This window comes from Xanthomonas hydrangeae, from assembly GCF_032697525.1.
GTDB lineage: Bacteria > Pseudomonadota > Gammaproteobacteria > Xanthomonadales > Xanthomonadaceae > Xanthomonas > Xanthomonas hydrangeae.
Window position 1 is genome coordinate 1,185,499 of record NZ_CP103836.1, and the last position, 19,377, is coordinate 1,204,875.

A 19,377-nucleotide genomic window follows, 5' to 3' on the forward strand; every position below is an offset into this window, starting at 1 on the left:
AAGTGCTACTGAAAGGAAAGCAATCAACATCCGCCTATCTGGCCCACCCCGTGGCCATGTAAGGCCCGAGTTTTCATCTTCCTTCGCGTCGTTATCATGAAGCTTCCTTGGTCGGGACGGTTGGCGTGTTGCACCACGATACCGTGCCTGCGACTTCGTTCCAGCTACCGTCGCGCCCTGCGCGATGCGGCAGGCACCCCCACCGGCGCCAAGACCTCCATCAACAACTGCCCTTCGCTTGCAGTGATACGCAGCTTACTGCCGATAGCGAAGCCCAGTTGCTCCAGCCATAGGCCGCTGAGGCGGACGTGGGGCACGTGCTGGTCGCCGGCGTGGTCATAGGCGCCGCGGTAAAGGGTGTAGCTGACGGTGCATTGGCGCGGGCGGCGGGCGCGGCGGGGTGCATGCAAACGGCCGGGGCCTTGCGGCGTTGTGTCCGGCTCGGGCGGCAGCATCGGTGGCGGCTTGGTGCGGTGGGGTTCGGCGATGATCTACTGCACCGGCTTGGGTGCCACGGGGAGCGGACGGGCGCAAAAGCAATTAAAAGAAATCATCTTTTCCGTGAATTGATCAGTCCTCTGCAAGCACGTCCGCGAGTGATTTCAACGCGTCATCGTTGGCCCAGGCGGAGTGACTGCCTGTTGCGATTGCTCAGGCGCTTGCTGCTGCTCTCGCGCTTGGGATTGGGTTTGATTGATCGATTGCACCCGCTCGAACGACTGGCTTTCAGGCGTTTGTACCGCAAGCACAGTGGCCATGTCGGCACGGTGGTGCGCTGGGTCGCTCTGGGTGCCCTGGACCAGAAACACTTTTTCTCCGGCCGCCAGCTTGTCTGTCGGGTTATTGAGCAGCACATGGTCAACACGCGAAAGGCCTTCTTCCTTCGCCAGCACGAGCAAGCTGGCCGTCATGCGCTGACTTGACGCATCCCACTCCCGGCCGTGCTGCGCGTCGAGTTTCTCCACGCCACCTTTGATCTGCTGATACAGCGCGTGATCCTCGTGACCAGCATGCGAGGGGGAAAGCTGAGCAGATGGCGCCTGCAATGGCGCTTGCGGGTCGCGCTCCCGCAACTCCTGTTCCAGTTCGCGCGCGGTGATCGGCGAGACGTGCAGATGGGTGTCTTTACTGTGCTGAAACAACCCAGCCTTAGGTGGCTGGGAACTACTATCGAGGTAAGGCATCGGGCGGGTATCGCTACCCAGGTCGATACCATTCCACTCCAGCACATCTTCTTTAAGTTTAAGACGCTGCAGATTGAAAATCATCGGTTGCTCAGGCGTTCCTGGTGGCGTCTTGTTGTAATGGCGCTCATAGATGGCTGCGGTACCGATGACCCAAGGGCCATAATGGTTGGGGTAATCAGAGAGACCGTCCTGCCCGATCTGGGTGTCCTGCGCAGACTTATCAAAGTAGTTGGTTCCCATCGCCTCTACGTTCGCCGGGGTGGCTGACATGGTCAGATCCTGGTTCAACGACAGGTTGGGCTTCAAGGTATAGACAAGACCTTGGCTTCCAGAACTAGTGTCAATGAAGTCACGCATTCTTCCCGGGGCAGCGCGATAAATATCTTCCAAGGTTGGCTGCGGCACGCTACCCTTGACTCTGCTCACTGTCGCATTCCAGCCTGCAATCTCCGCACGTGACTCATCCTCCCGATTGGTGGAGAGCACCTTCTCAGCAGCAGCCGTGTAGTCATGGGTACTGCGTGCAATTGTGCGGGCTTCGCTCATGAACTGCTGTCTTGCGCCCTCCGCTTTTGAGCTGAAAGCACCATGCTGCAACTCGTGCCCAAGCACGAACGTCAGATCGCCGCTCGCCTGGGCGGGAACTCCTGATGGAGTTGCCAGTTTTGCCAATGGCACCTGGATGGAGTGGCCTAAAGGGTCGAATGATCCTCCCATGTGAGGATCGGTAAGGGGCTGGAAACTGGAAACAAGCTTTTGATCGACAGCCTCATTGAGTTGGCGCGCGAGCTCCGGCGAATCAGCGAACAGCTTTTTCAGCTGATCAACGTGCACCTTGGTGACGCCGGGTGCATGTCCGAAATCATCTACAACCTTCAACGCATCAGGACTGAGTGCCATGTCCGCTCCCTGGAGTTATCGGATGTAGACCCATTCGACACACTTGTGCGCCACCAACTCCTGAGGTTCGGCAGCTTCGCCCCGCGGGAAAACCTCGATGCGCATCCCTGGGCGGGTGAAAAAGTCGCTCATCCACCTGCCGTCTTCCACGACGTTGCGCTCTCGCGCGAACCCCATTTTTTCCAATTGCCTGGTAAAGCTGTCGAAGTCGAGACGGCATATCTCGGTCATCGGCGGTGAAGCGCCAGCCGTATTGCGATCAAACCGAAACTCGAACCATCGCCCATCGAGCTTGGTCTCCTCCAAGCCAAAGCCATAGCTCCAGTCATTCGTCAGCACGCCGAACGCGCGGTAACGGCGATCGTCGTCCTTCACGTTGTGAACCGCCTGCCCCATCGTCGACGAAAGGTACTCCGGCGTTAGGTCGGAGATGGTTTTGCTCCCTTTGATCAACTCCAGCAATCGGGAAAGCAAACCTTCTGCAGTGGGTGCGGCCGACGACGCGTGGGTGGGACTGGAAGAAGTCATGGCATGTGTCTCCGTGACGGTTGCCGGGGCGGGGGTGGCCGCCGTGTGGGCGCATGCGCCCAGAGCGAGGGTGGCGAGCAAGGCGTAGAGAGGCCGCGCGATCATGAAGCGTCCGTTGTGCGCTGGTGTGGCTGCGACGCTAGTGGCATCCGGCATCGAGGTCAATCGCAAGGTCTCTGGCGGCCGTAGCGTCACCGCCGCACGCTGCGCGCCTTGGCCGGCACCTCCACCGGCGCCACCACCTCGATCACTAATTGCCCCTCGCTTGCACTAATCCGCAGCTTGCTGCCGATGGCAAAGCCCAACTGCTCTAGCCACAGGCCACTGAGGCGGACGTGGGGCACGTGCTGGTCGCCGGCGTGGTCGTGGGCGCCGGGGTAGAGGGTGTAGCTGACGGTGCATTGGCGCGGGCGGCGGGCGCGGCGGGGTGCATGCAAACGGCCGGGGCCTTGCGGCGTGGTGTCCGGCGCGGGCGGAAGCATCGGCGGCAGCTGGGTGCGCTCGGGTTCGACGATGACCCACTGCACCCGCTTGGGTGGCGCGGGGCGCGCACGTTGACGGGTGGGCCGTGCGGTGGCGGACGCGTTGGGTGGGCGGCGCCGTGTCATGGCGCCTCCGGGTGGCGAGTGTTGGTGGCGGGTGCAGCGACGCACTGCTGCAGCGCCACGTCGATGCGCGCGGCCAGGCTATGCAAGGCCTGCGACAACACACCGGGTTGGCTGAGCAACTGCTGCGCGGGATCGTCACTGGCCTGCTCAGTAACTGCGCGTGCGGCCAGCCGCCGCAGCACCTCTCCTACATCCCACAGCAAGCCGTGTGCGGAGGCTGGCAACAAATAACCCGGCATAGATGCCGGCATGGATGGTGCGGTAGACATGGCAACGCCCTCCTGGAACAACCCAAGAACCGCCGCCAACGGCGACGGGATGTCGGGAGGTTCGAAACCGCTCATAGCCGGCGGGCGTATTCCCCTTGCGGGTGTTGTATTAGCCGCCCTCCCGACGCAGGCATCGCATCGGCTTGTACCTGTAGGATGCAGGCACAAAAAACCCACCGGTTTGACGGAGGTGGGTACCGCTATGAGGGGAGTTTCGACGCTCCTTGGGCCTAGATTGCGAGTGCAGCGTGTGCGTGTCAATAGCAATTGAGGAGGATGTTTGACGCGTTTGAGTAGCGTGCTGCCACACCATCGGCAGCTGAGGAATACTGACGATCACAGCCGTTGGTTGAATGCGCGATCCCCGAGGGAAGCTAGATGAGTTCAATGGATGAAGTAGCGGCGGAACACAGCGTCGACACCGATAGAGAAGCGATCAAGCTCACAGACCCGAGCTTTCCATCGCTCTCTGCGGCAATGGCCCATTACGCACAGGTGACTGAGCAGAGCCGCGCCGGCCCAGTCGAGCGGTGGAGCTTGGCGATCGGCTTGATCGGTGCGGGCGTTGGGATCTTGGCCGGCACATTGCTGAGCGGCAAGGTAGGTGTGTACTTAGCCGCCACGGGCCTGGCGGTTGAGTTGGCAGGTTTTCTGGTCTATGGCGTGCTCTCGTTCAAACGCGAGTGGCCGAGCTTCCGCCGCCCCTACGCGGATCACGCAGAACTGATGGAGCGGGAGTTCCACCAGTATCAATTGATCGTCGCGTCGCTTAGGAGCTTCCCACTGGAACAACGGCGTCGGCGCGAGGCATTCATGCGTGATCGTCGCACCAACATGCACGACCGCTTGGGATTATTCACCGGTGGCATGGAGAAGCTGGGCTTCATGCCTGTCCTGCTTGCCCTCTATCTGCAGCTGAAAGACTGGCGTTTAGGCGACTGGACGGTACTGAGCAAGATCACCCTAATCCAGGGCGTGCTGGCCTTAACGCTGCTGTTTGCCTTTGCGATGTCATGGCATCTCATTCGCCTACGTATACGCGTGCAGTCGTACGAGCAATTATTGGCTGAGGCAAACCGGCAAGATGGCGCGTCCAGCAATTAAGCGGCCGCCAAGCACGACATGCCACTTGTGGTGCAATAATGAGCGACCATGTCGTACCGACACCGCACCCTTCGTGGCTTGCCCTTGGCACCGGTGCAGCAAAACGAAAATTACCTATTGATTCCTTCGACAAGCCGCATCACCTACGACCTAACAAGAAAGGATTTGATATGTCATCGACATTTGAATGGGTAGATTTCCCCGAGGGTCGGGCACGTTTTTCTGGAGGAATCCGTGGATTTGATGAGCTAGGCCATGAAACATTCTCAGTAGAGATTGATCAGGCTGAGGTTTTTGGAGAGCTGGACCAGAAGTGGCTGGAGGATAAAGTCCACTTCAACATTCACATCATTAGCTTTGGATATCTAGATGAGTTACAGGTTGGCATGCCGCTCCCCTCTTTTTCAACCAGGGCGTTCACACTCGACCAGCTAGAAACGGTCAAGCTTTTGGTCAACAGGCTAATAGCGGCAGGTTTGCAGTTCGAAGACAGGCCGTCCGTGCTGAGGGAGTCAAAGAAGTCATTCTTTACCGGCAAGGTTATTTTCGAGCAAGATTGGGCCCTAGTGGATTCGGCTGCTTCGTTAGGACTCAGCAATGAGTGACTATAAAACCGATGTGGAACTGATTAAGCAATCCAATAGCCTGGAAGAAATAGCAAGCATTGCTAGAAAATACGCTGCCACAGCAGAAAGCGAAGGCGGAATCCTCTACAGCAGGAAAATTGGCGAAGTTTCCTCTGAAATCGCAGCTGTTGAATTATCCAAAAATACCGGACTTCCCGTAATAAATGACACACCACGCGCGCAATTTCTGTCTGACAGACAAGTCCTTACTGCAATCAAAGATAAAACCCAAGATATCTTTGAAGATCTGGGCCAGGATGCGACAGTAGCGAAGAACTCCGCAAGCTCATTTTTATACGGAGATCCTGACGTCCCATCGCAGAACCCGACATCACTGTCAAGGTGCCTATGGGGTGAAGCATCCCACGAGTTCGCGAGTTCGTTGCGTGGCGATATCAAAGTCGTTGCTTCTGCTGCCAACCTCGAGCGCGTCTTTGGACAGGTCGAAGTACCGGCCGTGCTGAATAACCCTAATGTCACTTCGCTAGGCGGAGAACCCATTCCCAAGTTGCAGGCGCTGTACGCACAGGGTGGCGCAGGCGCTGTGCTGCCGGAGGTGCAAACGCATTTTATCCAGGCTGTGCCCAAAGGCATCTTTGTTACGCCTGAGAGCATCGGAACAGACATCAAGGATGTCACTTTCTCCCGGGAATTCGCAGAAAGCTTTGAATTGAAGCAAACACACTTCAAGCCCTCCGCAGAACTCAGTGCCTCCGGCATGGTCCGCGCACCGACCGGGCTTGATGTGCCAGCCGCGAGCCTTGCGGAAACAGCGCTTACCGCAGAAGCAGCAGCGTCACGCAGGCTCTCTCCCGGCACCGTCCGTGGGCTGGGCGTTGTGGGCGCAGCGGCGGCGGTCTACGACCTGGGCGGTACGGCAAGGAACACCGAGCGGCTGGACGCGCAGGGCAACAGCACTGCGGCCGATGCAGAGGTCACTCGCTACGCCACGCGCAATGTGGGTGCCGTCGGCGGGGCTGTGCTTGGCAGTAGCGTAGGTGCAGCGTTAGGCGTGGAGTCTGGCCCGGGTTTGCTGGTCACGGGTGCGATCGGCGGCATCGTTGGCGCGGTGGGCGGCGACAAGCTGGCCGATGTGATCAATGACCATCGCATTTCCCACCAACAAGATGCACAAGGCAATACGTGGCACCTTGAGAATCACCAAACCGGAGAACGGTGGGCGCGTGACATCAGCACTGGCGAGGTCGATCCCGCTGCAATCGCCTTTGGCGAGGCCGGCGTGCCGCTCTTCAAGACGCGGACCGAAGTTGCCACGCCGGAAGTCGCGGACTTACTGACCTTCAAAGCATCTCGTACGTCTATCGAGCTGGCACTCGGCTCGCCGCCGCAGAATAAAGATCCCTACACCCAACCCGCCAACGAGCACGACACGCGCAGCCTGCGCGAGTCACCGTGGATGCACAACGCGAATACGCAGCAGTGGACGCGCAAGGTAGCCGATGGCCTGATCGATCGCACCATGAGCACACACACCGAAACGGCGAGCCCTCAGCGTGCGTCGCAACTCGATGAAGCTTCGCAGCAAATCATCAAGCAGAACGCGATGCACACGCCAGCAGCGATGGCCGCGCACTACAAGGAGACCTACGAGCAGAATGGCTGGGAGCGTCACGCCTACATGCCCGCCGCAGTCCATGACGCACTGAAGCATCCCGGCCGGATCGTCGGCTCAGACGGCGACCTCTACGAACGTGGCAAAGATGGTCAGTGGACCCATGACGGTATGCTCTGGGACAGCCACGCCAAGGGAAATTTAAAGCAAGAGCTTGATGGAACCTACGCAGCCCAGACACTGGGCACACAGCGTACGGCTGCACAGCCGGTGGCACAGACTGCTGACGAACCGATCAAAACGCTAGAGACGGTCCATGTCACTGCGCCGCGGACGCAAAGCCACGACAACGCGGACACCTCTTCGAAGAAGACTCAGGAAGACACAGATGTACGCGGCCATAGCGCCCCCGCACGGCCGCAAGCCTCGGGCCCACAAGATCCGGATCATCCCGATCACGCCATGTTGAAGCAGATCCGCGAAGGCGTGGCCAAGGTCGATGAGAGCGTGGGCAAGCCGTATGACGAAATGAGCGAGCGCGTCAGCCGCTGCCTGCTGGCCGCGTGCAAGGACAATCGCGAGCGCTATCCAGAAGCAGGCAACACCTCGCTGGCTGCGAACGCGCTGCAACGTGTGGATCACGTACTGATGGGCCAGAACGGCAACCTCGTCGCGATTGAAGGACGCGTCGACGACCCAACACACAAGCGCGCAGCTGTCTCTATCGACCAAGCAATTCATATGCCTCTAGAGCAATCGGATGCAAAGCTACAGGCGGCCAATCAAGCGATCGCCCAAGAGCAAACGCAGACACGACAACAGGAATTGGTACGAAGCCAGCAGCAAGATGCCCAGCAATCGCCACGTATCAGCGTCTGAGCACTGCGCACCACATCTAATTGTTACCGGCAAAGAATCCTAAGTCTTGTCATTTTGCTCCCATGTCATCATGACTGCCGCCTATGCGCGGACTCTGCAGTTCCCCCCACTTCCACACATGAGTGAATCTACAGCCCTTTAGAAAAATGACTCTGACGTTCTTTTAGAGCCCTGCTTCATTCGGCGCCCCAAAATTTCCGTTGCTCGCGCATGACGCCAATCCCCTCGCGCGGTTCCACAAACCACGAATTGACGCTAATCTGCACCGACACCTGCTAGGAGCCACCAGTACTTGCCAGTCCCGCTCGCATAAGAAGCGAACCATAAACTAGCTTAAATACTGATACTCCACAGCAGAGCCTTCAATCAAATTAAACGAGCTACATCATGAGTGATTACTGCTTTTACGCCCCCGACGCTCAGGACTTGGTTGAACGCGCCGGACTTGGAGCGCACATAGAAGAATTTGCGACGCGACATAAGAAACAGACTTATGTTCTTCGTAAGCCGCTATCTAAAGACGATGCCACGTATGAATATGATCACGCCGTGATCATATTTTCGGCCGGGATGCACCCGTGCTTTATCGACCTCAAACATGACCAAGAAGCCCTGGAAGAATATGCCGATGATGTATTCGAAGACATATCGTTCCTATCAGAGAAATTTAGATATAGAGAAAAAATAGGACGGAAGAAGTCATGGTCGCCTTTATTCCATTATAGAAATAGTGACAATGTAGACTTGCATGAACTAATTATTGAAAAACCGACAGATGCAAGAGTTGTCGATCTCATAACATCCCTGGTTGTTGGTAGCATCAACGATATTAGCAGAATAAATCTTGAGGCTCGCGATCTCTTAGAGGTGGTGAAGTCTAAAATCATCCTATTCGACACAGATCAAACCAGTTTTGTTTTTAGATCTGGGGGAAGCAAAAGACTTTCCATTCAAGGCCTTGCCGGATCCGGCAAGACTGAATTACTGCTCCACAAGATTAAAGAAATTTATTCCAGAGACAGCGAGGCCAGAATAGCATTCACATGCTTTAATAAGATTCTAGCCTCGTCCATGAGGAGAAGAATTCCTGATTTCTTCGATTTCATGAGAGTTGAACGTCAGATTGAGTGGAACAAGAAACTATTTTGTTTTCACTCATGGGGGAGCGGAAAAGAGCCTCTTTCTGGAATGTACCGCTACATCTGTCACACTTACGGAATCCCATTTGGAAGCCTCAGCGCCGGTCCGTTTGATTCGCTTTGCAAGCAGGCCATAGTAGACATTAAGGCTGCAAACAGCGATAACAAGAAGATCTTTGATTATGTATTTATTGACGAGAGCCAGGACTTCGGCAGTAGCTTCCTTGAGTTATGCGAGTTAGTCACGGCAAAGAAAATTTTCGTCGCTGGAGATGTATTTCAGAATATTTTTCGACCGATTGACGACCGTGTTCATCGCGCGGATATGGTTCTAAAAAAATGCTACCGAACAGACCCTACTAACCTTATGTTTTCACATTCGCTGGGGATGGGGCTTTTTGAGCATCCGGTATTGCGCTGGCTAAAACCAGACGAATGGGATGCATGCGGCTATGACTACCGAGGGCTGGGAGAGAGAGCATATCTGTCACGAGATCCATTGCGACGATTCGAGGATATCCCGTCTGGCTTTAGGAGCACTGAGATTCATCAACTGCCTCGCAATGCCACGATTTCGTTAGAGATTCTAGGACTGATTGACCAAATTAGGGAGAGACACCCGACGACAGAAGAAGGTGACATTGCCGTAATTTTTCTCGATAAAGATAGTTACATTTATGATGTTATCTCCGAGCTGAAGGTTCATGTTTTTCGCAAATTCGGGTGGGATCCAAACGTCTCATTTGAGACAAAAGAGACTGATCCAACTAGATTCTTCATATCCAATGTAAATAATGCGAAGGGCCTAGAATTCCCCTTTGTCATCTGTGTTGCAAGGGACTTAAATAGACATCCATCGTTTAGAAATGCACTTTACACGATGATGGCTCGGTCCTTTCTAGAAAGCCACCTTGTAATCACCAGCTTTGCAGATCCCGTAACCGTAGAATCTTTGAAACGCGGCCTCAACTCTCTGTATGATAATGGCTACCTAGATGTACGAATCCCTACAGAAAATGAGATGGCACAGCAAAAGGACTTCTTGGTACTCGAAGAGCAAGCATCGATTGAAGATATAGTGCGTCGGTTTTGCGTAGGACGAAATGCAAGCCCCCGTTTGATAGGTAAGCTCACGAGTCGGATGAACATGATTCTCGCAGAATCCGATTACGATGAGGATTACGTCAACAGCTTGCTCGAAGTTGAATACTCTAGGCACAGACAACTATGACATCGTTCTTCTTTAAGGAAATTCCGACTTACCACTTGACTAAATTCCGCGCAGTACGACATGCCCTCGATAACATAGAAAACCTCATCAACCTTGCAGAAATAATTAACACGTGCTCCCACTGCAGATGTGAGTCCGACGACGAAAACTATGATCTAGCGATATTTTCCGGAAATTTTCGTCGTACCTTGATCAGAAGTGGCAACGGCTATTTTTCAATGGCCATTCCATTTCAGATTATTGACGATGGTGCGTCAATATCTTTTAATTTTGACTTAATATCAGAACCAGTCAGCGGGCGTCTTGTTTCTTTTTTGAGGAACGCCAGTTTGACTTGGCGGGAGAATCCAACTCCGGATGATGTCTCGCTATCACTTTGCGACAGTTTCGGCATCGATTTCTTGGAGGCAATAAATTATTGCAATGCGTTTATTTTTCTACTAACCGAGGATCATGGTTATTTTAGATTTGATGATGATCCAGTCAACGAAAATGGACATATACATCCACGCTTTCATTATGACTTCTTCTATACAAACTCAGCCTCCGTGAAGATTGGCAGTCCAAAACCCAGCGATGTCGTTTCGTTTTATTCCCTGTGTGACGCGTCAATCGCCAAAAGATATCTTCGAGATCACGGAGCCGATTGATGATGCGATATATATTTGGAAAATCACGGTACTAGCAAGATAACCGCGCAGCCCATGTCATCCTAATCCCATTTTCCCGTTATACAGCGCTTGTAGCTAAACCCAATCTGCTGGCCGTCCAACCGCACGACGCCAAAGCATCTGGAGCCCTCTTCAGATCTCATGACTACGAAATGCTCGATCCCGGGCCCTATTTTCTTTATTACGTCTCGATGCATGCCTAATAAAGCATTAACGTCGCCTGCGTCAGCATCAGACAGCTTTTCGTCAACTTTGTAACGCCAGAGTATCTTTGAAAAGAATTCAAGAGCATCACCTTGCTTCTCGAAATTATGAATGCCGACGGTTACTGGCTTTTTAACTCCCATCCCTAAACCTCCGACGTAATTGTTGCTCGCAGCTCTGCGACTTCACGGGCAATGACTGGGGAAAATCTAAGCAGAGAAAGATCAAGAATTGCAATCTCATTCTTGGCTAGAGGCACTGTCAGCTCAGAGTTCGGATGCAGCTCCGCTAGCGCAGCGGCAGCAATTCTTGAGAGACCTATCTCTACAAAGGAACGGGCAGTGAGGCTTGAGACCCCTAACTCAAGAGCCAGTGAGAAGTCGTGTATCTGAGATCGTAGGTCCACAGGCGCAACATGTCGAATAATATCGACGTAAGCGCGACCGAGCTGGACCCATTTAAACCTCAGTTCGTCCTCAATGAATTCAAAAGCCGTCCTAACGTATCCGTCGACGCTTGCTTTTTTACGGGTCGCCTTAGAACGCTTACTTTTCACCCATTTCGAAACCAGGACCGGATATGGAACACCACGCATCCATTGCAATGCATAGTTGGCTACGAAAAGACCGTACTTCTCTACCTTGTAGCCTAAGACTTTATCGGCCATAAGATTAAATATTCTTGAGTAAGTTTTAAAAGCACGCTCCTCGCCCGGGTCACAAGGAATGTAGCGCTCTAGGTCCCCTGCATCTTTTAGAGAGTCCAGCGAGCAACGCAAGCGCGCCATACCATGCGGGTCAACCGTCCAGTTTGCTTCAATAATTGATGCTGGCAAGTTAATTAAGTTAATAGAACTAGAGCCAGCATCGGCGAGTCTCTTCTGAGTATCAATGCTCAGGCCGGAAACACGTCCTAGCAACTCAACGAGCGTTCCTTTTGCAGATCGTGCAATGATGTAGCCGGCCGCCGCTCGGATGCTCGCGTCGTCTTCAGCACTTATGCTCTGGAATGGCTCACCCTTCACAGCCAGTTCGACATTTTCGGCATGCTGGCCGATAGTGTCAGAGAGAGCTGACGTTACGCGAACCCTCACCATGTTATCGAGAGGGCTGGTTTCCCAAGAATTGTAATCAACCAAAAATACATTGCCGACGACATCCTGATTGAGTCGCCCGGCCCTTCCTGCGAAATTCCATATCAACGCCGGATCTAACTGAACCCCTTTTCCGCGAGTTGGAGTGTTCATAAAAACATTCCTAGCAGGTAGATTCACCCCTTGGAACAAGGTAGTTGTACAAACCAAGAATTTTATTGCTCCACTTTGGAAAGCAGACTCAATTGCCTCACGCAGCAACGCAGGCATCTTTCCATAGTGAAATGCAACTCCGTGGCGCACCATGTCAGCGAGTCCGTACTCGGAATGGATATGCTCTCTGATAAAAGCATCTAACTCAATTAGCTCATTAGAATTGCTTTCATTTAGTCCGATGGCCAAACTTCTTGCAAGCCTCTCCGCATCTGCCGGACCAGTTGCGTACACCAAATTCCCACCCTCTGATCCAAACTCCAACGCAACTGCTGCCAACCTTGTTTTTGCCGAGGTGACACCTCGAGTTATTCGCGCGCGGCCTAAACTTATTTGCTTTCCATCTTCAAGCAGACCTAGTTCCAACTCGTGAGAGTTTCCCGGTACCGCCGTCACAACTATGCGGTTTTGAAGCACGGGTGAAAGAGCCGTCTCATTAACTGCTACATCGCTTATACCTGTAGTCTCCATCGCCGCCTCGAATCCCGTAGCCCCCGGAGACAGCAGTAGGACTTGACAGGATGGAGAGCGATCTCGAACACGTTGGATGCAATCCTGAAGAATCATTCCGCGAGAGCCGTCGGCCAGATTCTGCGCTTCATCTACAATGAGCACGTTCGGCGATATCGAGCTTACTGATAGGAGCGCCGACAAGCGTTCCTGTGTCAAGATATAAATTTGCTTTGGACGCCCACTTGCGTCCGCTGCAGGTACCGTGGATACAGCAACATCTTGATGCCCCCCAAGGCGGGACATCAACTTACGACTTACCTCTGCAAGCAATGCTCTCGTAGGTGCAACGTAGACGATCAAAGTCGAATCAGACTTTTTCACTCGATCACATAAGTACTCAAGCACAACAAAAGACTTACCTGCCGACGTGGGAGCAGATATCGAAGCAGTCCGCAGGTAAGGGAGCATGCTCCACACTCGCATCTGAAAATCAGTCAGAGCTTTACGGGAATCAGAGGCACTTACAGTGTTCAGTTCAGCAAGGAGATGAATCTGCAGCTGATTGGCCAAGGATAGATAATCGACAGGCCTGCTACGACTTATATAATTGACGCCAGGAAAGTTTCCAATCTGGGAAAGAATGGCAAGGGATGCGGAAAAATTTTCTTCTGATTTACTAACAAAAAGAGCACTCAATGCGATTGCTTGTGCACGCGAAAGTGAAATCTCGTCACTAGCTTGAGCAAAGACAGAAGCGCAGTAAAGAAGGCGATTCACGGCCTCCTCGTGGATTACCATGTCTAAGGAAAAATCTGCGCCGTGCATTGAGCCGCGAGCACCGGCAGCTCTAATGTCATTAAAGTCACTCCAGAACTCTGGATGCTGAACTATTCTCTCCGTCAGTTGGTCTGCGAATTCGGTCATACCGAAACCCCTTCGACGAACATTTTTCTTAAGGCATTCTTGTCTGGAACAGCGACCAGACAAACCCTACAATCCGATGGTGCCAGCCCGTAGCTACTAAGCTTCTCAGCCAAGTCTTTTTGATACTTCGCATGCTTTCCTGAGAATTTTGACGCAAAAAAAGCTTCATGCTGAGACGGAGCAGTCGAGTCAGACTTTGGAAGCTTCTGGTTGAATTCTTTCTCGGGATAGCAAATCACGCCTACTGATCGCTCGATTCTTTGAGACTTCTTACTGCCGTAGACATCGAAGTAATCGAGCGCCAAATCCCTCTCTTCCTTGTCAAGTGAGTCAAGGTTACTGAGATCGGTGACTATGCTGTATTCCAGGAGGTACTGCTTTCGCTTTGGCGCAAACTGAGCAGCTGAGTCACAGTAGGCACTCATGCCGGCTGCTGCAGTCTCTGAGAGCTTGGATTCGAGAAAATATAAAATTAGAACCCCATCTTCGAATCGCGCATGTATACCATCGAGACCGTGTACGGGCATGTTCGCGCTGGTTTTCAAAGCCATCTTCGATGCGACTTGGAAAGCTCCGAGCCATTCTTGAGCGACCAAAAATGCTAGGAGCTCCCCTATCTCGCTCGCGCGCCCTGGATGCGCGGAATCAAATTCGATAAACTTTTGGCGCGCTTCAAGGACCAATCTATGCAGGGGAGAGAAATCAGAATCACCCGCTGCCGCAAGTGCGGACCTTCGCTTTTTAAGGGGTATTACATAATTAACAATTTGGGTCGCTAGAAATTCGGCAAGTGCCTCAAGATCGGCTGAGTCTTCTCGAAACCTGGCGAATAACAAGTCTACCTTTGGGTGACTTTCGCCCGCGGCTCCGCAATCGCACTTGGCTAAGAAATTCGAGACATTAGAACTTTGCTCCAACTTCTTTAGCGCGGCCTCTAGCTTATCAACGTCGTCAATGCTACTTCCCACGGCGGCTCTCTCCCTGATGCACGCACTCTATTCGAATTTACAGATTGGAAGTAAGAAAAGGCGGCTTAAAAGCCGCCTTTTCTTCTCAATCCATCAAACCCCAACAGGATTCGCCTTCTCCGTATCAATCTTGTACTGCTTGATCGCCCGGGCCACATCCTTCCCGGTCATCTTGCCATCCTTCGCCAGCGCGGCAATGGCCGCATGCGCGATGTAGTAACGGTCCACTTCGAAGAACCGGCGCAGATTCGCACGCGTGTCCGAGCGACCGAACCCGTCCGTGCCGAGCACGGTGTAGGTCATCGGGACGAAGGCGCGGATCTGGTCGGCGAAGGCGCGCACGTAATCGGTTGCGGCGATGGCCGGGCCCTGGCGGCCTTCCAGCAGCTGGGTGACGTAGGGCTTGCGCTGTTCCGCCTCCGGATGCAGGCGGTTCCAGCGTTCTACGGCGTAGCCGTCGCGGCGCACTTCGTTGAAGCTGGGGCAGGACCAGATGTCGGCGGTGACGCCGAAGTCCTTGTCCAGCAGCTCGGCCGCGGCAATGGCCTCGCGCAGGATGGTGCCGCTGCCCAGCAGCTGCACGCGCAGCTCGCCCTTCTTGGGCTTGCCGGCGTCGGTGAGCAGGTACATGCCCTTGATGATGCCCTCGGCTGCGCCGTCCGGCATGCCGGGGTGGGCGTAGTTCTCGTTCATCAGGGTGATGTAGTAGTACTCGTCGATCTGGTCTTCCATCATCGCCTTCATGCCGTGCTGCATGATGACGGTGACTTCGAAGCCGAAGGTCGGGTCGTAGCTACGCACGTTCGGGATGGAGCCGGCGATGACCTGGCTGAAGCCGTCTTCGTGCTGCAGGCCTTCGCCATTGAGCGTGGTGCGGCCGGCGGTGCCGCCAAGCAGGAAGCCACGCGTGCGCATGTCCGCTGCCTGCCAGGCGATGTCGCCCACGCGCTGGAAGCCGAACATGGAGTAGTAGATGTAGAACGGCAGCATCGGCACGTCGGAGACCGAGTAGCTGGTGCCGGCGGCCATCCACGAGGCGATGGCGCCCGGCTCGCTGATGCCCTGCTGCAGCACCTGGCCGGTCTGGTCTTCGCGGTAGTACATCAGCTGGTCGGCATCGACCGGCTTGTACTTCTGGCCGAACGGGGCATAGATGCCGATCTGGCGGAACATGCCTTCCATACCGAAGGTGCGCGCCTCATCGGCCACGATCGGCACGATGCGCGGGCCCAGTTCCTTGTCGCGCAGGGCGATGTTGAGGCTCTGCACGAACGACATGGTGGTGGAATAGCTGCGCTCGCCGCTGTCCTTGAGCAGGCGCTCGAACTTGTCGAGCGTGGGCGCCACGAACGACTTGCTGGCCTTGGGGCGGCGCTGCGGCAGGAAGCCGCCGAGCACGTTGCGGCGTTCCTTGAGGTACTGCACTTCCGGGGAGTCTTCGCCGGGGTGGTAGAACGGCACCTGGCCGTCTTCCAGCTGGGCGTCGGTCACCGGAATGTTGAAGCGGTCGCGGAAGTGCTTGACCGCCGCGTCGTCCAGCTTCTTGGTCTGGTGGGTGGGGTTGAGCGCCTCACCGGCCGAGCCCATGCCGTAGCCCTTGACCGTCTTGGCCAGGATCACGGTGGGCATGCCCTTGGTGTTCACGGCCTGGTGGTAGGCGGCGTACACCTTGTGCGGGTCGTGGCCGCCACGGTTCAGGCGCCAGATGTCGTCGTCGGACAGGCCGGCGACCATGGCCGCGGTCTCCGGGTACTTGCCGAAGAAATTCTCGCGGGTGTAGGCGCCGCCGAAGGCCTTGCAGTTCTGGTATTCGCCGTCAACGGTTTCCATCATCAGCTTGGTCAGGACGCCATTGGTGTCCTTGGCCAGCAGGGCGTCCCAGTAGCCGCCCCAGAGCAGCTTGATGACGTTCCAGCCGCCGCCACGGAACACGCCTTCCAGTTCCTGGATGATCTTGCCGTTGCCGCGCACCGGGCCGTCCAGGCGCTGCAGGTTGCAGTTGACCACGAAGATCAGGTTGTCCAGGCCTTCGCGGCCGGCCAGGGCGATGGCGCCGAGGGTTTCTGGCTCATCAGACTCGCCGTCGCCGATGAAGCACCACACCTTACGGTCGGACTTCTCGATCAGGCCGCGGTTTTCCAGGTAGCGCATGAACTGCGCCTGGTAGATGGCGGCCAGCGGGCCCAGGCCCATCGACACGGTGGGGGTCTGCCAGAACTCGGGCATCAGCCACGGGTGCGGGTAGGAGGAGATGCCCTGGCCGTCCACTTCCATGCGGAAGTTGTCCAGCTGGTCCTGGCTGATGCGGCCTTCCAGGAAGGCGCGGGCGTAGATGCCCGGGGCGCTATGGCCCTGGACGAACAGCAGGTCGCCCGGGTGGGTGTCCGAGGGCGCGCGCCAGAAGTGGTTGAAGCCCACGTCGTACAGCGTGGCGCTGGAAGCGAACGAGGCGATGTGGCCGCCCAGGTCGCCCGGCTTGCGGTTTGCCCGCACGACGGTGGCCATGGCGTTCCAGCGGATGATCGAGCGGATCTTCCACTCCAGCGCGGAGTCGCCGGGGTTCTTGGCCTCGTTGGCCGGTGCGATGGTGTTGACGTACTCGGTGGTGGGCGAGAACGGCAGGTAAGCGCCGGCGCGGCGGGTCTGTTCGACCATGCCTTCCAGCAGCTGATGGGCGCGCTCAGGGCCTTCGACGTCGATGACGGCCTTGATCGATTCGAGCCACTCCTGCGTCTCGAGCGGGTTCGGATCGTTGTGCAGCACTTCGTTCAACCAGTTCATTAGCGCTCCCGGGGGGACACACCCCGCGGGTGTGTCGACATCGTGAATTCGTGAACCCCCAAGTGTACCGCACGCACCTGTTGCCATTCCTCGCTACGGGGGCGTATGGAATGGGACGGTGTCGTGCGGTGAATGCGTTGGTGGCGGATGCCACGCATGCGGCCGCTACTGGTGTACGACCAAAGGATGAGGGTCGCCACGCGGCGGAGCCGCCGCATGCCCCCTTCTCCCATCGGGAGAAGGTGCCCCGCAGGGGCGGATGAGGGTACGGGGCGAAGCCTGGTGGAGGTTGGGTGCACGAGGGCTTCGCCCCGTACCCTCACCCCAACCCCTCTCCCGACGGGAGAGGGGCTTTATCACCGGCGCCGTTGGTATGCGAGGCGGCGGATGAGGCGGCGAGTGGGTAAGCAAACGAGGCAGGTCAAAACGCCTGCAGCGCGTCGGTCAGCTGGCCGTTGTTGTTGACCGCGCCCATGGTGTAGCCCTGCCAGCCGGGGTAGGCGTTGGGTTCCCAATAAAACACGCCGAGCACCCGCGAGCCGATGGCGTTGCTGCGGCTGAGCAGGTTGGTGAGCATGGCGCGGGTAGTGGCGGCCTGCTGCCAGTCCATGCCGACCTCGGCTACCACCACGTCGCTGCCGTAGCGGGAGATCATGTCGCGCATGTTGGTGTCCAGGCGGTTGTTGTAGTCCTGCCAGCTGCCGACCGGGGGGTAATGCGACATGCCGATGACGTCCCACTTGCCGCCGGCCGAGCGCAGGTTGTCGAAGAACCAGCGGAAGTTGGCGTTGTCGTAGCCGTTGGCCAGATGCACGATGACCTTGGCGTTGGGGTACACCGCCTTGGTGGCGTTGTAGCCGCTGTTGATGAACTGGCCCAGGTTGGCGAAGTTGGGCGTCTTGCCCTCGTTCCACAGCATGCCGCTGTTGATCTCGTTGCCCACCTGCACCCAGCTGACGGTGATGCCGTTGTCCTTGAGGTACTTGAGGATGCCCTGGGTGTGGCTATAGACATCGGTGTTGAGCTGGGCGACGGAGTGGCCCGCCCAGGCGGCCGGCTTGGTCTGCTTGCCCGGGTCGGCCCAGCTGTCGCTGTAGTGGAAGTCGATCATGATGCGCATGCCCTGCGCGGCGGCGCGCTTGGCCTTGTCGAGCGTGTCGCGGCCGTCGTTCCAGCCGCCGGACGGGTTGACCCACACGCGCAGGCGAATGGCATTGCCGCCCACGTCCTTGAACAGCTTGATGAAGTCGGTGGTGTTGCCGGACGCATCGCGAAACACCTGCGGCGGGTTGGCCGCGGCCTGCTGGTTGAGCCAGCTGACATCGGCGCCCTTGGCGATGCCTTGCGCGCCTGCACTGGCACTGACGAAGCCCAGCAGCAGTACCAACAGCAAGCGGCTATAACCCTGACGAAACATGCTCATGAAACCCTCTCCCTTGATCGATGGATGTCGCGCCACGCGGCGCCTTGCCTGATCCCCCTGAATCTCACTGCGTGCTGTGCAGCGAAGCGGGCAATGCCGCGACAGCCACGCACGTTGCGAAACGGTGGGGATTCAAACACGGCACTGCAACGCGGTTGCGCTCGCTATAGGTGCTGGGCGATTGCGGCATAGTTCGCGGCGGAAAAAACCTTGCGCCAGCGAACTGGCACTATTTTCGCCAGCGCGATGTTGTGCGGGTGCAACAGAAAAACGGCGCGGTACTGCGCGAGGCATCTGATGCTGGCGCTCTGTCGCCGCAACGACACGCATGGCCGACCGTCTGCGACCGCAATGACCCTGAGCCTGATCAGACGCGGCAACGCGCAGGCCTGCCGGCAATAGGGCACGCTGCCGGAAGCGCAACTCCTGATGCCCTGCTTGTTCGGCGCACTCAACAAGCGCTCGCCGGAGGATCGTAGCGATCCAACAAAAAACGCCGGGCAAGCCGGCGTTTTTGGTGCAACGTGCGATGGAAGCAGTGGCAGGTTGAAGCGGCACTGCGTCACGCAGGCCGGTTGGGCGAATGAACACCACCGGGCCGCC

General features: G+C 56.2%; 15 protein-coding genes. 5 read left to right on the forward strand and 10 right to left on the reverse strand.

Annotated elements, in window-relative coordinates; translation table 11 throughout:
* Positions 1 to 164: 164 nt before the first annotated feature.
* From NYR97_RS04765 to NYR97_RS04785, 5 genes are all read right to left on the reverse strand, one after another.
* On the reverse strand, positions 165 to 455 hold the full coding sequence (locus NYR97_RS04765; protein WP_425613036.1) for a SymE family type I addiction module toxin: 291 nt from the start codon (positions 453 to 455) through the stop codon (positions 165 to 167).
* Between the two features lie 147 nt (positions 456 to 602).
* On the reverse strand, positions 603 to 2,087 hold the full coding sequence (locus NYR97_RS04770) for an XVIPCD domain-containing protein (protein WP_316696900.1): 1,485 nt from the start codon (positions 2,085 to 2,087) through the stop codon (positions 603 to 605).
* A gap of 15 nt (positions 2,088 to 2,102) precedes the next feature.
* The gene (locus tag NYR97_RS04775) at positions 2,103 to 2,720 is read right to left on the reverse strand and encodes a hypothetical protein (RefSeq protein WP_316696901.1); all 618 of its coding nucleotides are present in this window, start codon (positions 2,718 to 2,720) and stop codon (positions 2,103 to 2,105) included.
* 86 nt (positions 2,721 to 2,806) lie between these two features.
* The gene (locus NYR97_RS04780) at positions 2,807 to 3,223 is read right to left on the reverse strand and encodes a SymE family type I addiction module toxin (RefSeq protein ID WP_316696902.1); all 417 of its coding nucleotides are present in this window, start codon (positions 3,221 to 3,223) and stop codon (positions 2,807 to 2,809) included.
* Positions 3,220 to 3,492: an XAC0095 family protein gene (locus tag NYR97_RS04785; protein ID WP_316696903.1), complete on the reverse strand. Its 273-nt coding sequence runs from the start codon at positions 3,490 to 3,492 to the stop codon at positions 3,220 to 3,222. The genes NYR97_RS04780 and NYR97_RS04785 overlap by 4 nt, the downstream gene beginning before the upstream one ends.
* Positions 3,493 to 3,870: 378 nt before the next feature.
* On the opposite strand from NYR97_RS04785, the gene NYR97_RS04790 reads away from it, so the two are divergent.
* The 5 genes from NYR97_RS04790 to NYR97_RS04810 all read left to right on the forward strand — a co-directional run bounded on the left by NYR97_RS04790 (position 3,871) and on the right by NYR97_RS04810 (position 10,694).
* Entirely contained in the window at positions 3,871 to 4,596 is a 726-nt protein-coding gene (locus tag NYR97_RS04790) for a hypothetical protein (RefSeq protein ID WP_316696904.1), read from the forward strand.
* A 38-nt stretch (positions 4,597 to 4,634) separates the two neighbouring features.
* On the forward strand, positions 4,635 to 5,201 hold the full coding sequence (locus NYR97_RS04795; RefSeq protein ID WP_316696905.1) for a hypothetical protein: 567 nt from the start codon (positions 4,635 to 4,637) through the stop codon (positions 5,199 to 5,201).
* Positions 5,194 to 7,674 carry an XVIPCD domain-containing protein gene (locus tag NYR97_RS04800; protein ID WP_316696906.1) on the forward strand — a complete coding sequence of 827 codons (2,481 nt, stop codon included), beginning with the start codon at positions 5,194 to 5,196 and terminating at the stop codon, positions 7,672 to 7,674. Before NYR97_RS04795 ends, NYR97_RS04800 begins: the two co-directional genes overlap by 8 nt.
* A 387-nt stretch (positions 7,675 to 8,061) precedes the next feature.
* Positions 8,062 to 10,044, forward strand: coding sequence for an STM2767 family DEAD/DEAH box helicase (locus NYR97_RS04805; protein ID WP_316696907.1), 1,983 nt, complete (start codon positions 8,062 to 8,064; stop codon positions 10,042 to 10,044).
* Positions 10,041 to 10,694: an STM2766 family helicase-associated protein gene (locus tag NYR97_RS04810; protein WP_486684779.1), complete on the forward strand. Its 654-nt coding sequence runs from the start codon at positions 10,041 to 10,043 to the stop codon at positions 10,692 to 10,694. The genes NYR97_RS04805 and NYR97_RS04810 overlap by 4 nt, the downstream gene beginning before the upstream one ends.
* Before the next feature lie 62 nt (positions 10,695 to 10,756).
* Here the strand turns inward: NYR97_RS04810 and NYR97_RS04815 are convergent, their stop codons facing one another.
* The 5 genes from NYR97_RS04815 to NYR97_RS04835 all read right to left on the reverse strand — a co-directional run bounded on the left by NYR97_RS04815 (position 10,757) and on the right by NYR97_RS04835 (position 18,774).
* Positions 10,757 to 11,062, reverse strand: coding sequence for a DCL family protein (locus NYR97_RS04815; protein WP_316696909.1), 306 nt, complete (start codon positions 11,060 to 11,062; stop codon positions 10,757 to 10,759).
* A gap of 2 nt (positions 11,063 to 11,064) precedes the next feature.
* Positions 11,065 to 13,602 (reverse strand): DEAD/DEAH box helicase, encoded by a 2,538-nt coding sequence (locus NYR97_RS04820; protein ID WP_316696910.1) that lies wholly within the window; start codon positions 13,600 to 13,602, stop codon positions 11,065 to 11,067.
* Positions 13,599 to 14,570, reverse strand: coding sequence for a HamA C-terminal domain-containing protein (locus tag NYR97_RS04825; protein WP_316696911.1), 972 nt, complete (start codon positions 14,568 to 14,570; stop codon positions 13,599 to 13,601). The genes NYR97_RS04820 and NYR97_RS04825 overlap by 4 nt, the downstream gene beginning before the upstream one ends.
* A gap of 93 nt (positions 14,571 to 14,663) precedes the next feature.
* A complete protein-coding gene (aceE, locus tag NYR97_RS04830; protein WP_316696912.1) occupies positions 14,664 to 17,351 on the reverse strand; it encodes a pyruvate dehydrogenase (acetyl-transferring), homodimeric type in 2,688 nt (895 codons plus the stop codon).
* Between the two features lie 421 nt (positions 17,352 to 17,772).
* Entirely contained in the window at positions 17,773 to 18,774 is a 1,002-nt protein-coding gene (locus tag NYR97_RS04835; protein WP_316696913.1) for an arabinogalactan endo-1,4-beta-galactosidase, read from the reverse strand.
* Positions 18,775 to 19,377: the final 603 nt, after the last annotated feature.

What these genes read in the sequence shown, in the direction of transcription:
- NYR97_RS04770 (WP_316696900.1), bottom strand. Translation starts at nt 2,087, where the DNA reads ATGGCACTCAGTCCTGATGCGTTGAAGGTTGTAGATGATTTCGGACAT.
- NYR97_RS04795 (WP_316696905.1), top strand. Translation starts at nt 4,635, where the DNA reads ATGAGCGACCATGTCGTACCGACACCGCACCCTTCGTGGCTTGCCCTT.
- NYR97_RS04785 (WP_316696903.1), bottom strand. Translation starts at nt 3,492, where the DNA reads ATGTCTACCGCACCATCCATGCCGGCATCTATGCCGGGTTATTTGTTG.
- aceE (WP_316696912.1), bottom strand. Translation starts at nt 17,351, where the DNA reads ATGAACTGGTTGAACGAAGTGCTGCACAACGATCCGAACCCGCTCGAG.
- NYR97_RS04790 (WP_316696904.1), top strand. Translation starts at nt 3,871, where the DNA reads ATGAGTTCAATGGATGAAGTAGCGGCGGAACACAGCGTCGACACCGAT.
- NYR97_RS04775 (WP_316696901.1), bottom strand. Translation starts at nt 2,720, where the DNA reads ATGATCGCGCGGCCTCTCTACGCCTTGCTCGCCACCCTCGCTCTGGGC.
- NYR97_RS04765 (WP_425613036.1), bottom strand. Translation starts at nt 455, where the DNA reads ATGCTGCCGCCCGAGCCGGACACAACGCCGCAAGGCCCCGGCCGTTTG.
- NYR97_RS04780 (WP_316696902.1), bottom strand. Translation starts at nt 3,223, where the DNA reads ATGACACGGCGCCGCCCACCCAACGCGTCCGCCACCGCACGGCCCACC.
- NYR97_RS04835 (WP_316696913.1), bottom strand. Translation starts at nt 18,774, where the DNA reads ATGAGCATGTTTCGTCAGGGTTATAGCCGCTTGCTGTTGGTACTGCTG.
- NYR97_RS04815 (WP_316696909.1), bottom strand. Translation starts at nt 11,062, where the DNA reads ATGGGAGTTAAAAAGCCAGTAACCGTCGGCATTCATAATTTCGAGAAG.
- NYR97_RS04800 (WP_316696906.1), top strand. Translation starts at nt 5,194, where the DNA reads ATGAGTGACTATAAAACCGATGTGGAACTGATTAAGCAATCCAATAGC.
- NYR97_RS04810 (WP_486684779.1), top strand. Translation starts at nt 10,041, where the DNA reads ATGACATCGTTCTTCTTTAAGGAAATTCCGACTTACCACTTGACTAAA.
- NYR97_RS04805 (WP_316696907.1), top strand. Translation starts at nt 8,062, where the DNA reads ATGAGTGATTACTGCTTTTACGCCCCCGACGCTCAGGACTTGGTTGAA.
- NYR97_RS04820 (WP_316696910.1), bottom strand. Translation starts at nt 13,602, where the DNA reads ATGACCGAATTCGCAGACCAACTGACGGAGAGAATAGTTCAGCATCCA.